The 12,596-nt window shown below is 72.2% G+C and carries 11 protein-coding genes; 7 read left to right on the forward strand and 4 right to left on the reverse strand.

The features are described 5' to 3' along the window. The first annotated feature begins 5 nt into the window (after nucleotides 1–5). Both ACFWJW_RS28920 and ACFWJW_RS28925 read left to right on the forward strand, forming a co-directional pair. Entirely contained in the window at nucleotides 6–1,367 is a 1,362-nt protein-coding gene (locus ACFWJW_RS28920; protein ID WP_387246958.1) for an amidohydrolase family protein, read from the forward strand. Further along, on the forward strand, nucleotides 1,364–2,590 hold the full coding sequence (locus tag ACFWJW_RS28925) for an amidohydrolase family protein (RefSeq protein WP_387246960.1): 1,227 nt from the start codon (nucleotides 1,364–1,366) through the stop codon (nucleotides 2,588–2,590). Before ACFWJW_RS28920 ends, ACFWJW_RS28925 begins: the two co-directional genes overlap by 4 nt. A gap of 131 nt (nucleotides 2,591–2,721) precedes the next feature. Here ACFWJW_RS28925 and ACFWJW_RS28930 read toward each other — a convergent pair whose 3' ends face one another. Next, complete coding sequence (locus tag ACFWJW_RS28930) at nucleotides 2,722–3,957, reverse strand: glycosyltransferase (protein WP_387246962.1); 1,236 nt, start codon at nucleotides 3,955–3,957, stop codon at nucleotides 2,722–2,724. A gap of 213 nt (nucleotides 3,958–4,170) precedes the next feature. Then, nucleotides 4,171–4,875, reverse strand: a complete 705-nt coding sequence (locus ACFWJW_RS28935) for a Type 1 glutamine amidotransferase-like domain-containing protein (protein ID WP_387246964.1) — start codon at nucleotides 4,873–4,875, stop codon at nucleotides 4,171–4,173. Nucleotides 4,876–5,003: 128 nt separating this feature from the next. Here ACFWJW_RS28935 and ACFWJW_RS28940 point away from each other — a divergent pair, with 128 nt between their 5' ends. The 3 genes from ACFWJW_RS28940 to ACFWJW_RS28950 all read left to right on the forward strand — a co-directional run bounded on the left by ACFWJW_RS28940 (nucleotide 5,004) and on the right by ACFWJW_RS28950 (nucleotide 8,269). Beyond that, nucleotides 5,004–5,915 (forward strand): sterol desaturase family protein, encoded by a 912-nt coding sequence (locus tag ACFWJW_RS28940; RefSeq protein ID WP_387246966.1) that lies wholly within the window; start codon nucleotides 5,004–5,006, stop codon nucleotides 5,913–5,915. Then, complete coding sequence (locus ACFWJW_RS28945) at nucleotides 5,912–6,619, forward strand: lysoplasmalogenase (protein WP_387246968.1); 708 nt, start codon at nucleotides 5,912–5,914, stop codon at nucleotides 6,617–6,619. Before ACFWJW_RS28940 ends, ACFWJW_RS28945 begins: the two co-directional genes overlap by 4 nt. 87 nt (nucleotides 6,620–6,706) lie before the next feature. Next, nucleotides 6,707–8,269 carry a TIGR03086 family metal-binding protein gene (locus ACFWJW_RS28950; protein ID WP_387246970.1) on the forward strand — a complete coding sequence of 521 codons (1,563 nt, stop codon included), beginning with the start codon at nucleotides 6,707–6,709 and terminating at the stop codon, nucleotides 8,267–8,269. A gap of 92 nt (nucleotides 8,270–8,361) precedes the next feature. Here ACFWJW_RS28950 and ACFWJW_RS28955 read toward each other — a convergent pair whose 3' ends face one another. Then, the gene (locus ACFWJW_RS28955; protein ID WP_387246972.1) at nucleotides 8,362–9,876 is read right to left on the reverse strand and encodes a S8 family serine peptidase; all 1,515 of its coding nucleotides are present in this window, start codon (nucleotides 9,874–9,876) and stop codon (nucleotides 8,362–8,364) included. A gap of 190 nt (nucleotides 9,877–10,066) precedes the next feature. Next, complete coding sequence (locus tag ACFWJW_RS28960) at nucleotides 10,067–10,264, reverse strand: hypothetical protein (RefSeq protein WP_387246974.1); 198 nt, start codon at nucleotides 10,262–10,264, stop codon at nucleotides 10,067–10,069. A 217-nt stretch (nucleotides 10,265–10,481) separates the two neighbouring features. Between ACFWJW_RS28960 and ACFWJW_RS28965 the strand changes: the two genes are divergently transcribed. Then, nucleotides 10,482–10,847 (forward strand): DUF485 domain-containing protein, encoded by a 366-nt coding sequence (locus ACFWJW_RS28965; RefSeq protein WP_387246976.1) that lies wholly within the window; start codon nucleotides 10,482–10,484, stop codon nucleotides 10,845–10,847. Then, a complete protein-coding gene (locus tag ACFWJW_RS28970; RefSeq protein WP_387246978.1) occupies nucleotides 10,844–12,466 on the forward strand; it encodes a cation acetate symporter in 1,623 nt (540 codons plus the stop codon). Before ACFWJW_RS28965 ends, ACFWJW_RS28970 begins: the two co-directional genes overlap by 4 nt. Nucleotides 12,467–12,596: the final 130 nt, after the last annotated feature.

A 12,596-nucleotide genomic window follows, 5' to 3' on the forward strand; every position in this document is an offset into this window, starting at 1 on the left:
TCGCCATGACGGACCCACAAGCCCCCACGGACCCACAGGCCCCTACGGACCCACAGGCCCCCGAGGACCGGCCGGACACCCGTCCCGGCCCGGACGATCCGTACCTGATCATCTCCTCCGACTGCCACGCCGGGCTCCCCACCGAGGAGTACCGCCCCTACCTGGAGGCCCGTTTCCACCGTGCCTTCGAGACATTCCTCGGCGAACGGGACGCCCGCCGCGCGGCGGCCACCCGCCTCGGCATCCGCAACGAAGCCTTCGCCGCCCGGTGGTTCCAGGACCACGAGGAGGGCCTGCGCGGCGGCTGGGACCCCGCGCAGCGCCTGAAGGAACTCGACGGCGACGGGGTGGCGGCGGAGGTCGTCTTCCCGGACGCGGACGCCGTCGACAGCGGCACCGCGGCCCCGTTCGGCGTCGGTCTCGGCCTCTCCGGCGACCAGGACCCGGACCTCGGCATGGCGGGTGCCCAGGCCCACAACCGCTGGCTCGCCGACTTCGTGTCCGGGCACCCCGAACGGCACTGCGGGGTGGCCCTGTTGCCGGTCACCGCCGACACCGGCCGGGTCGTGGCCGAGATACACCGCGCCAAGGAATCCGGGCTCGGCGCCCTGATGATCCCGTCCATGTGGGTCGACAAGGAGCCGTACCACGACCGCCGTTACGACCCGGTGTGGGCGGCGGCCGCGGAGTGCGCGATGCCGGTGCTGACCCACTCCGGGGCCGCACCCCGCCACGAGTACGGCGACCACCTCGGGATCTATGTCTCCGAGGTGACCTGGTGGCCCGCGCGGCCCCTGTGGTTCCTGCTCTGGTCCGGGGTCTTCGAACGCCATCCCGGCCTGCGCTTCGGCATCGCCGAGTCCGGCTGCTGGTGGCTGCCCAACCTGCTGTGGTTCATGGACCGGCTCTACCTGGGCGCCCACGGCGGCAAGAAGCTCTCCCCGTTCGCCGCCCTCAAGCGCCCGCCGCACGAGTACCTGGACCGGCAGGTCTTCGTCTGCGCCACCAACACCAAGCGCCGGGAACTCGCCCAGCGTTACGAGATCGGCGTCGACAACATCCTCTGGGGCAGCGACTTCCCGCACCCCGAAGGCACCTGGCCGGACACCCGCGACTGGCTGACGAAGACCTTCCATGACATTCCGGTCGCCGAGACCCGCCGGATGCTGGGCCTGTCCGCCGCCGAGGCGTTCGGCTTCGACACCGCGCGGCTGGCCCCGCTGGCCCGCCGTATCGGCCCCACCCCGGCCGAGCTCGGCCAGAGCGCCGACCAGTTGGCGGTCGAGGCGTCCTGGGCCCGCTCCCGCGAGGTGGGCCGCCACTGGCTGACCGACCACGACTTCCCGGTACTGGGGGCGCAGCGATGACCGACGACCGCTACACCGTGATCTCCGCCGACTGCCACGCCGGCGCCGACCTCCTCGACTACCGGCCCTACTTGGAGTCCCGTTACCACGAGGACTTCGACGCCTGGGCGGCCTCCTACGTCAACCCGCACGAGGATCTGCTCGCCGACACCGCCGACCGCAACTGGAACTCCGCCCGCCGGCTGGCCGAAATGGAAGCCGACGGCATCGTCGCCGAGGTCGTCTTCCCGAACACCATCCCGCCGTTCTTCCCCAGCGCCGCCCTCATGGCCCCCGCGCCCACCCGCACGGACGCCGAGCAGCGCTGGGCGGGCCTGCGCGCCCACAACCGCTGGCTCGCCGACTTCTGCGCCGAGGCCCCCGGCCGCCGGGCCGGCGTCGCCCAGATCCTCCTCAACGATGTCGACGAGGCCGTACGGGAGGTCCGCCGCACCAAGGAAGCCGGCCTCACCGGCGGCATCATGCTCCCCGGCACCCCGCCCGGCTCCGGCCTCCCCGAACTCCACTCCACGCACTACGACCCCCTCTGGGCGGTCTGCGCGGAACTGGACGTGCCGGTGAACCACCACGGCGGCTCGGCCTCCCCGCCGCTCGGCGACGAACCCGCCGCCCGCGCCGTGTTCATGGTCGAGACGACCTGGTTCTCCCACCGGGCCCTGTGGCACCTGATCTTCGGCGGCGTCTTCCACCGCCATCCCGGTCTCCGCCTGGTCCTCACCGAACAGGGCTCCGGCTGGATCCCCGGCGTCCTGGACATGCTGGACTACTACCACGGGCGGCTGGTCGCGGCGTCGCGGGCCGCCACCGCCGAGGCCAAGTTCGGCGTCGGCCTGGCCGCGGCCATGGGCGACTCCCCGGCCGGGATCTGGCGCGACCACTGCTTCGTGGGCGCCAGCTTCATGCGCCCGCACGAGGTCCCGCTGCGCCACCGCATCGGCCTCGACAAGATCATGTGGGGCAGCGACTACCCCCACGACGAAGGCACCCACCCGCACTCCCGCGAGGCCCTCCGCCTCGCCTACGCGGACGTCCCGGCCGACGAGACCGCCGCCATGCTCGGCACCAACGCCGCCCGCGTCTACGGCTTCGACCTCGCCCGCCTCGCCCCCCACGCCGCCCGCGTCGGCCCCAGGATCACCGATATCTCCGAGCCCCTGGAAAAGATCCCCCCGGACGCCACCAGCCCGGCGTTCGCCCGGGGTGGGTCGGTGCGGGTGTGGTGAGGGCGCGGAGCGGCCGGACGACTGGCGAAGGGGCGCCCCCGGCGGCCAGGCCCTGAGGACGCCGCACCACATGCCGCTCGAAGCCGGTGCCGTCCGACGCCCGCCGCCCCTGGCTCAACGCTTCCGGTGGTTCACGCGGACCCGGGCGGCCTTCCCCGGCCGGCCGTGTCGAGCAGCAGTTGCGCGGCCAGCGTCGCCCCGTCGGTGCGGATCGTGCCGGCCACGGCCCTCGCTCGTGCCCCGGTCTCCGGGGCCAGGGCCGTGGTGAGCGCGGCGGACAGGGAGTCGACGGTCGGGGCCGGGCCGTCGTGTGCCGCGCCGATGCCCAACTCGGCCACCCGGGCGGCCCAGTGCGGCTGGTCCGCGATCTGGGGCACCACGACCTGAGGCGCACCGGCGCGGGCGGCCGTCGTCGTGGTGCCCGCGCCGCCGTGGTGCACGACGGCGGCCACCCGGGCGAACAGCGCCTGCTGGTTCACCTCGCCCACGACGAAGCAGTCGTCCCGGTCGTCGATCGGGGCCAGCCCGGCCCAGCCGCGGGCGAGGAGGACCCGGTGCCCTCGTGCGCGGACCGCCTCGACGGCCACCCGGGCGAGGTCCTTCGAGAGGTGCAGGGCCATGCTGCCGAAGCCCACGTACACCGGCGGTTCACCGGCGTCCAGGAACGCCTCCAGGCCGTCCGGGAGGGGGCGTTCGTCCGGCAGGATCCACGCCCCGGTCTGCACCAGGTCGAGCTCCGTCATCTCCTGCCACGGGCCCAGGACCGGGTCCGCCGCCAGCCACGGCCGGCCAGTGAGGACGTGGTCACGGACGTTGTCCACGGGCGGCAAACCGATCGCCGCCCGGTGACGGTTGAGCGCCTCCCCGTACAACGCGTTCACGCGCTGGGCGTCCTGCTCCCACAGCACCTTGAGGTCGGTCTCCTCCCGCGGCGACGGCGTGCCCGGCCGCGCCCCCGGACGGAAGTGCCGCGAGGGCAGGCCGAACGGATGGAAGCACGCGAGCACGTAGGGGATGCCCAGCTTCTCGGCCACATCCCGGGCGCCGGCCGGCATCAGGCCGGTCGCAAGGAGCGCGTCACACCCCTCGGCCGCCGCGGTGAGCGTCTCGAACCGCGCGGCGACCAACTCGGGCGCAAGCCGGAACGCGTCCTGCGCCGTCGGCGGCCGTTCGCCGGTCACCACCGAGCGCACCGACGGGCCGAGCGGCACCAGCTCCACGCCGACACCGGCCAGCAGCGCCGCGAACTCCTCGTCCGGCGGTGCGCACACCCGTGCCTCCGCGCCGAATTCCCGCAACCGCACCGCCAGCGCGGCCAGTGGCTCGACGTCCCCGCGCGACCCCCATGCCGACAACACCACACGCATAGCGCAAATCCCCCATTTCCCCAGGTTCTGGTTTCGGCCGCCCATCTTGCGGCACGACCCGGGTCTTGCCGCAAGCCCCCCGGTGCGCTATAGGTTGAGAGTGGCAGGGAGGTGAACCTCCTTGCCTTTGTCGTGTGCCGTCCGCTCCGGCCGGACGGCCTTCTCGCGATGCGGCGGCCCGCAGCGGAGCGCCCCGCGATTTCTGTGCGAGCCCTAAGCCCCCAGCAGTCGCGCCGGCCGTGCCACCTCCGTCACCGCGCCGTCCGCACCGACGCTCACCCTGCGGAGGGTGGCCCCCGGCTTCCGGGTGACCACCTCCACCAGGCGGCCGTCGGTGAACACCCCGGCGGCGCCGTCGTCGACCGCCCAGCCCCCGGGCAGCGCACGGTCCTTGACCGCCGCCAGATACCCGGGCCGCCGCTCCGGCTCGCTGTCGTAGTGCGGACACAGGCTGCCCGGCAGCAGTCCCAGCCCGTCGGTGAGCGGCGCCGGCGGGCCGAAGGAGTCGGAGAACGCGGACTCGAACCAGCAGCACGCCCCGGCGCTGATGCCGCACAGCAGCACCCCGGACGCGTATGCCTCGCGCAGGATGGCGTCCAGGCCGTGCGCCCGCCAGACGGCGAGCATGTTGGCGGTGTTGCCGCCGCCGACGTAGACGATGTCCTGCGCGAGGACGAAGGACCGCAGGTCGGTCACGGTGCGCCGGAACAGCTCCAGGGGGTCCGGTTCGCAGTCCCGCGCCCCGAACGCCGCGTGGAACCCCTCGATGTACGCCGGCGCATCGCCGCTCGCGGTCGGCAGGAAGCAGACCTTCGGCCGGGGCCGGCCCACGGTCTCCAGGACGAAGTCGTCCAGCAGGCCGTCCGGATCGCCGGAGAAGCCGCCGCCTAACAGGGCGAGGGTGGGGGTGCCGGTCATGGGGCCTCGTTTCCGGTCGTGGTGGGGTGCCGGCGGCGGACGATGCGGCCCAGCTGACGGCGCGTCTTACATACTTCTCAGTAACAACCCCTAGCGGCACGCCCGTCAACGCCTTTATGGTGCGGGACATGCCGCACCTGCCCGATGTCGTGTTGTGGTCCGTACCGGCCTTCGTCCTGCTCACCGTGGTGGAGATGGTGAGCTACCGCCTGCATCCCGACGAGGACGCGGAGGGCTACGAGGCGAAGGACGCCGCCACCAGCGTCGGCATGGGGCTCGGGAGCCTCGTGTTCGACACGCTGTGGAAGATACCGATCGTGGCGATCTACGCCGCGATCTACGAACTCACCCCGCTGCGGGTGCCCGTGGTGTGGTGGACGCTGCTCCTGATGCTGCTCGCCCAGGACTTCTTCTACTACTGGTCGCACCGCGGCCACCACGTCATCCGTGTCCTGTGGGCCTGCCACGTGGTGCACCACTCCAGCAAGAAGTTCAACCTCACCACCGCGCTGCGACAGCCCTGGACGACCTGGACCGTCTGGCCGTTCTACGTCCCGATGGTCGCCCTCGGCGTCCATCCGGCCGTGATCGCCTTCACCTCCGGGGCCAACCTCGTCTACCAGTTCTGGGTGCACACGGAGCGGATCGACAAGCTGCCCCGGCCCTTCGAGTTCGTGCTCAACACCCCCTCCCACCACCGCGTCCACCACGCCTCACAGGGCGGCTACCTGGACCGCAACTTCGGCGGGATCCTGATCCTCTGGGACCGGATGTTCGGCTCGTTCGTCGCGGAGACCGAGCGGCCGGTCTACGGGCTCACCAAGAACATCGAGACCTTCAACCCGCTGCGGGTGGCCACCCATGAGTACGCCGCCATCGCGCGGGACATACGGGCCGCGGACAGCTGGCGCGAGCGCGCCGGCCGGGTGTTCCGAGGGCCGGGCTGGCAGCCGGCCGAGCGGGCCGTCGCGGCGAAGGCCCCGGAGGACGGCCCGTCCGGGAACCGGGCGCCCGCCTCCGTAGAGGAGCCGGCCGCGTGACGGCACGGTGGCCGCGGGCCGTATCACCGCTGCTGTGGGCGTTCGCCCTGCTGAGTGTCGTGCACCTCGGGGCACTGCTGGCGGGCGTCCCGCCCGTCGTACAGCTCACCAAGCCCGCGCTGATGCCGGTGCTCGCCGGCTATGCGCTGGCGCGCGGCGGCCCCCCGCTGCTCGCCGGTGCGCTCCTCTTCGGCTGTGGCGGCGACACCTTCCTCCAGATCGGCGGGGATATCGCCTTCCTGGTGGGGATGGGCTCGTTCGCCGCCGGACACGTCTGCTATCTGCTGCTGTTCGCCCGTTACGGGACGGCTCCCGCAGGCGGCCGACGGGGACCGACCGTGGCGGCCGGTGCCGCGTACGCCGTGCTGCTGACCGGCACGGTGGTGCTCCTGTGGCCGGACCTCCCGGCGGAGCTGCGGATTCCGGTCGCCGGGTACAGCCTGCTGCTCACCGCGATGGCGTTCGGCGGGCTCCGGGCGGGCCCGTGGGCCGCGGCCGGCGGGCTGCTGTTCCTGCTCTCCGACACCTTGATCGCGAGCGGGATCGCGCACTGGCCGCAGCTCCCGGCCCCGCAGTTCTGGATCATGTGCACCTATGCCGCGGCCCAGTGGGCGCTGGCCGACGGGGTGCTGCGGTCCGCCACCACGGCTCCGCGGCCCACGCCACGGCAGGCGCGGGAGCTGCGGGCGGCGGGCACACCGTGAGTCGCCGAGGGCCTTCCGGCGGGCCGGTGCACCGCCGTAGGCCCTCGGCTTGAGTCTCCCTCCGGGGGAGACCCGAGAGTGGACGGCATGAACGAGGACGGCACGGGTCTGCTCACCATCGGCGAACTGGCCGGGCTGACCGGTGTCCCGGTCAAGACCATCCGCAGTTGGTCGGACCAGGACCTGCTGCCGCCCGCCGCCCGCACCCCCGCGGGCTACCGGCTCTACGGCCCGGACGCCCCGGCCCGCCTGGAGATCGTGCGCAGCCTGCGCGCGCTGGGCATCGGGCTGGCGGCCATCCGGTCCGTACTGCACCGCGAGTGCACGCTCGCCGGGACGGCGGCGCAGTGGGCGGACGCGCTGGACGCGCAGATCTGCACCCTGCGGCTCCAGTCCGCGGTGCTGCGCTCGGTGGCCGCGCGGGGCAGCGCAGCAGAGGAGCTGCCGTACATGACCGAACTGGCCCGTCTGTCGGCCCGGGAACGCCGCCTGATCATCACGGACTTCGTCGAGGACGCCCTCGACGGGGTGGACGCTCCCGCCTACCGCCGCGGCCTGCTGGCCGCCACCCCCGATCTGCCCGACGACCCCGCCCCCGAGCAGATCGGCGCCTGGCTCGAACTGGCCGCCCTGGTCCGCGAGCCGGAACTACGGGCGGCACTGCGCCGGTTGGCGGAGTACAGCGCGCGTACGGCGGGGGCGGTGGGGGAGGCGCCCGCGCAGGAGCAAGCAGCCATCGGTGTCGCCGAGTTGATGCGGACACGCGGCGAGGCGGCCGTCGCGGCCGGTATCGCGCCGGACTCCCCGGCCGCCGAGCCCGTCATCGCCGAACTGGTCGCCGCCTGGCTCCCCACCCAGACCGGCACCGCCGACCCGCCCGCCGAGGACGGCCCGGCGGCCCGCGCCCGGCTGCTGGAGCAGCTGGAGACCGCCGCCGAGCCGGTGGTCGAGCGCTACTGGCAGCTGCTGTGCACGGTCACCGGCCGGCCCGCGCCACCCCGCTGGGACACCGCCGGCACCTGGACCACGGCCGCGCTGCGCGCCCACCCCGGCCCGTACGAACTGGACCGCTCCGCGTTCGACGGCACCGACCCGGACCGGGTGCTGCGCGCCTACGAAGAGGTGACCCGGGACGTCGCCGCCCTGGTCGCCGCGGTACGGCCCGAGGACCTCGCGCTGCCGACACCGTGCGCGGGCTGGACCGTCCGGGAGCTGCTCGACCACATGGTGTGGGAGAACCTGATGGCCACCTCGATCGCCGAGGGCACCCCGCGCGCCGACCACACCGCCGACCATCTCGGCGACGACCACCGCACCGCCTTCGCGGACTCGGTGTACGCCGCCCGCGCGGCCTTCACCGGCAGCGGGATGCTGCACCGCACCTACGGCCCCTATGAGGCGCCCGGCGCGATGATCGTCCAACAGGTCGTGGTCGAACTCCTCGCACACGGGTGGGACTTGGCACGGGCGATCGGCGCGCCGACCGGACTGGCGCCCAAGGCCGCCGAGGAGACCCTGGCCGCGGCGCGCCGGATCTATGGCGCGGCGCCACGCACCGAGGGCAGCTCGTTCGCCCCGGAGCGCCCCGCTCCGCCCGGCGCGGGCGCCACGGACCGGCTGGCGGCCTTCCTCGGCCGCGACCCGGCCTGACCGGCCCACGGGCCCGCTCCCGGGAGGCAGGAAAGAGGGCCGGGTGATGATCACCCGGCCCTCTTCCGCAACGGCCGTCACCGGACCGGGAGTTACTTCTTCACCGCGTCCAGCGCATCGACGATGCCGTAGCCGAAGTGGCTGTTGACATGCTTGGTGCCGGTGCAGGTCGTCTCACCCGTGGGGCAGCCGGGGTTGTCCGCCTGCTTCTTGAGGAGCCACTGGATCTCCTGCGGGCTGGACTTCGGGTGGGCGCTCTTGAGCAGCGCCGCGACACCCGCGACATGCGGGCTGGCCATGGAGGTACCGGCCAGGTAGGCCCAGTCGCCGCCCGGCATGGTGGAGAGGATGTTGCCGTTCTTGGCGGGCAGTTCGGGCACCTGCCTCGTGTCACCGCCCGGCGCGGCCACATCGATCTGGTTGAGGCCGTAGTTCGAGTAGTACGACTTGAGCTTCTGCACGCCGCTCGCCGCGACCGTCACCGTGCCCGGCAGCTGGGTGGGCACGTCCCAGCAGGTCTTCGGGGTGACCTTGCGCTCGACGGGGGTGGTGTCGTTGGGGCTGGAGGTGTCGGTGAGCTGGGCGGCCCCCAGGTCCATGGCGGAGTTGCCCGCCGCCGCGACATTGATCGCGCCCTTGCGCTGCGCGTAGCTCGCCGCACGGCCGACCGCGTCGATGATGGCGGCCTGGTCGGCGTCGTTCTTGCAGTTGAACATCCACGGGTCGACGTAGTAGCTGTTGTTGGTGACCTCGACGCCGTGGTCGGCCGCGAAGACGAAGGCGCAGACCACGCTCTCGGCGTAGAAGAGGCTCGTCTCCGGCTCGCTGACCTTGACGGCGGAGATCTTCACGCCCGGGGCGACGCCCGACACACCAACGCCGTTACGGGCCGCGGCGATCGTGCCGGCGACATGGGTGCCGTGGTAGTCCTCGTCCGGGTTCCAGGGGCGCCAGGCACCCTTGGAGGTATCGGCCACCCCGCCCACGCAGTTGGCGGACTGCTTCGCGGAGAAGTTGGGCTTCAGGTCGGGGTGGGTGTCGTCCACACCGGTGTCGATGACGGCGACGGTGACGTTCTTGTTGCCCGGGTTCACCTTCGCGGCCTTGTCGGCCTTGATGGCGGGCAGGTCCCACTGAAGCGGTTCCAGCGGCTCCTCGCCATTGGCCTTCGCTGCCTGGCCGGCCGCCTTGAGCTGGGACTTCGGCAGGTCGACCTTCTGCGGCTTGCCGATGTCGGTGGTGCCCTGTGCCTTGAGCGGCGCGGTACGGGTCGCGCCCGCCGACTGCACGCCCGGCACCGTCCGCACGGTGGCGGCGAACTGCGGGTCGGCCGAGTGGACGACGATCACGCCTATCTGCTCATGGGCGACGATCACCTTCCCGCCGGCCTGGGCTATCGCCTTCTTGACCTTGCCGACCGTGGTGTGGCCGGGCGCGGTGTTCACGACGTACGAGAGCAGCGGGCCGTCGGCCGAGGCCGCTGCGGCCGGGGCGGAGTCCTGGGGTGCGGCGGTGGCCGCGTTCGGCAGGAAACCGAGCGACGCCGTCAGCGCCAGTCCGAGCGGTACGGCCAGCGCCCGCATGCGTCTTGAGCGGGGATGTGCCATGGATACTCCACATCATCCGTGAGACCGCCCGGGCGCGGATTTGCGCACGGGCCGGTGCAATGTGCGTGAAGTTATCGGCGATCACTCGCGGGCAGCAATGGAAACGCAAAAAAACGGGGCGAAAACCTGGCCAGGGGGTCAAGTTGACGGAGGGTCAGCCGATCTTGGCCTGATCTGGACGGTGCCCCGCTCAGCCGGGGCGCCGCAACGTCGTGATGCTCAGCGGGGGCAGCGCGATCCGCGGGCCGTACCAGCGGCGGGCGGCCGCGGCGGTCCCCGGCCGGGGCTCCGACGGGGGGACGGCGAGCGGCGCCGGCAGCCGGATGCTGCCGTACGGGCGCCGACGGGGAGCGGGTGGCTGCGGGGCCTGCTGGGGCGGCGGATTCACACCGGGCTCAACGAAGTGCCCCGCACGCGGTGGCGGTCGGCGCGGGCATTCCCCGGTTTCTTCTGGGATTCAACCAACGACCCCCTGTCGGATCGTGAGCCACGCCTCTACGATGCGTGATCCAGTTCACTTATATGAGCCTTATGACCGGGCGGGGTGCTCCCGCGCAGACCCGGACCGGTCCCTGGGAACCCGCCCCCTCGCGTCAGGAGACCCCGTGAGCGCCGCACCGACCCTCGACCCGGGGACGCATGAGCCGCCCGACTACCTCCAGGTGCAGTCGAGCGCGGAATTCGATGAACTCCGCCGCGCACACCGCTCGTTCGCCTTCCCGCTCACCGTCGCCTTCGTGCTCTGGTACCTCGGATATGTGCTGCTGTCGAGCTACGCCGGCGGCTTCATGGCCACCAAGGTCGCCGGCCACCTCAACGTCGCCTTCGTCCTCGGCATCGCCCAGTTCGTGACGACCTTCCTCATCGCCTGGTGGTACTCCCGGCACGCCGCCGCCAAGCTCGACCCGAAGGCCGAGGCCATCAAGTCCCGCCTGGAGGGCGTCGCCCTCCACAAGGAGGACGACGCATGAACCTCACCCAGCAGCTCGCGGCCGGCGGCGCGGGCGAGCACCGCGCCCTGATCATCACCCTCTTCGCGGTCTTCGTCGCCGCCACCCTCGGCATCACGGTCTGGGCGGGACGGCAGACCAAGGGCGCGGAGGACTTCTACGCCGGCGGCCGGCAGTTCAGCGGATTCCAGAACGGACTGGCCATTTCCGGCGACTACATGTCCGCCGCGTCCTTCCTGGGCATCGCCGGCGCCATCGCCCTCTTCGGCTACGACGGCTTCCTCTACTCCATCGGCTTCCTCGTCGCCTGGCTCGTCGCGCTGCTCCTGGTCGCCGAACCCCTGCGCAACTCCGGCCGGTTCACCATGGGCGACGTCCTCGCCTACCGGATGCGCCAGCGCCCGGTCCGAACGGCCGCCGGCACCTCCACCATCATCGTCTCGATCTTCTATCTGCTCGCCCAGATGGCCGGCGCGGGCGCCCTGGTCACCCTGCTCCTGGGCATCACCAGCGAGGCGGGCAAGATCCTCGTCGTCGTCCTCGTCGGCATCGTGATGATCCTCTACGTCACCATCGGCGGCATGAAGGGCACCACCTGGGTCCAGATGGTCAAGGCCGTGCTGCTGATCGCCGGCACCCTGCTGATCACCTTCCTGGTGGCGCTCAAGTTCCACTTCAACCTCTCCGACCTGCTCGGCGCCGCCGCCGAGAACAGCGGCAAGGGTGCCGCCTTCCTGGAGCCCGGCCTCAAGTACGGCGTCACCACCACCTCGAAGATCGACTTCATCTCGCTGGGCCTCGCCCTCGTCCTGGGCACCGCGGGCCTGCCGCACATCCTCATCCGCTTCTACACGGTCCCCACCGCCAAGGCCGCCCGTAAGTCCGTGAACTGGGCGATCGGCATCATCGGCGTCTTCTACCTGATGACCATCGCGCTGGGCTTCGGCGCCGCGGCCCTGATCAAGCCCGAGACGATCACCACCTCCAACAAGGCGGGCAACACCGCGGCCCCGCTCCTCGCCGAGGCGATCGGCGGCGGCGCCGGCTCCACGGGTGGCGCCATCCTGCTCGCCGTCATCTCGGCCGTCGCCTTCGCCACCATCCTCGCGGTGGTCGCCGGTCTCACCCTCGCCTCGTCCTCGTCCTTCGCGCACGACCTGTACGTCAACGTCCTCCGCAAGGGCAAGGCCACCGAGAAGGAGGAGGTCGGCGCGGCGCGCTGGGCGACCGTCGGCATCGGCGCGGTCGCCATCGTGCTGGGGGTCTTCGCCCGCGGGCTGAACGTCGCCGGCCTGGTGGCGCTCGCCTTCGCGGTCGCCGCCTCCGCCAACCTCCCGACGCTCCTGTACAGCCTGTTCTGGAAGCGCTTCACCACCCAGGGCGCGCTGTGGTCCATCTACGGGGGCCTCGCCTCCTCCGTCTTCCTGGTGCTCTTCTCCCCGGTCGTCTCCGGCAAGGAGACCTCGATGTTCCCCGGCGCGGACTTCGGCTTCTTCCCGCTGGAGAACCCGGGGCTGATCTCCATCCCGCTGGGCTTCCTGCTCGGCTGGCTGGGATCGCTGCTGTCGAAGGAGGAGCCGGACGCCCGGAAGTACGCCGAGCTGGAGGTCCGCTCGCTGACCGGGACCGGCGCGCACTGACGCGGCCCGGCTGAGGCATCCGCGCCGGGCCGGCCGGGGGGCGGGGGGTTGGGGGTGAATCAGCACCCCCCCCCCCCCCCCCCCTGGGAGGTGGAGTGCTAGGCGTACGCACCAACAGGCAAGGGGTGAG

Source organism: Streptomyces sp. NPDC127097 (genome assembly GCF_042724075.1).
GTDB lineage: Bacteria > Actinomycetota > Actinomycetes > Streptomycetales > Streptomycetaceae > Streptomyces.

Coding starts and splice junctions, on each gene's coding strand:
- ACFWJW_RS28920 (WP_387246958.1), top strand. CDS start 6: ATGACGGACCCACAAGCCCCCACGGACCCACAGGCCCCTACGGACCCA.
- ACFWJW_RS28925 (WP_387246960.1), top strand. CDS start 1,364: ATGACCGACGACCGCTACACCGTGATCTCCGCCGACTGCCACGCCGGC.
- ACFWJW_RS28930 (WP_387246962.1), bottom strand. CDS start 3,957: ATGCGTGTGGTGTTGTCGGCATGGGGGTCGCGCGGGGACGTCGAGCCA.
- ACFWJW_RS28935 (WP_387246964.1), bottom strand. CDS start 4,875: ATGACCGGCACCCCCACCCTCGCCCTGTTAGGCGGCGGCTTCTCCGGC.
- ACFWJW_RS28940 (WP_387246966.1), top strand. CDS start 5,004: ATGCCGCACCTGCCCGATGTCGTGTTGTGGTCCGTACCGGCCTTCGTC.
- ACFWJW_RS28950 (WP_387246970.1), top strand. CDS start 6,707: ATGAACGAGGACGGCACGGGTCTGCTCACCATCGGCGAACTGGCCGGG.
- ACFWJW_RS28955 (WP_387246972.1), bottom strand. CDS start 9,876: ATGGCACATCCCCGCTCAAGACGCATGCGGGCGCTGGCCGTACCGCTC.
- ACFWJW_RS28970 (WP_387246978.1), top strand. CDS start 10,844: ATGAACCTCACCCAGCAGCTCGCGGCCGGCGGCGCGGGCGAGCACCGC.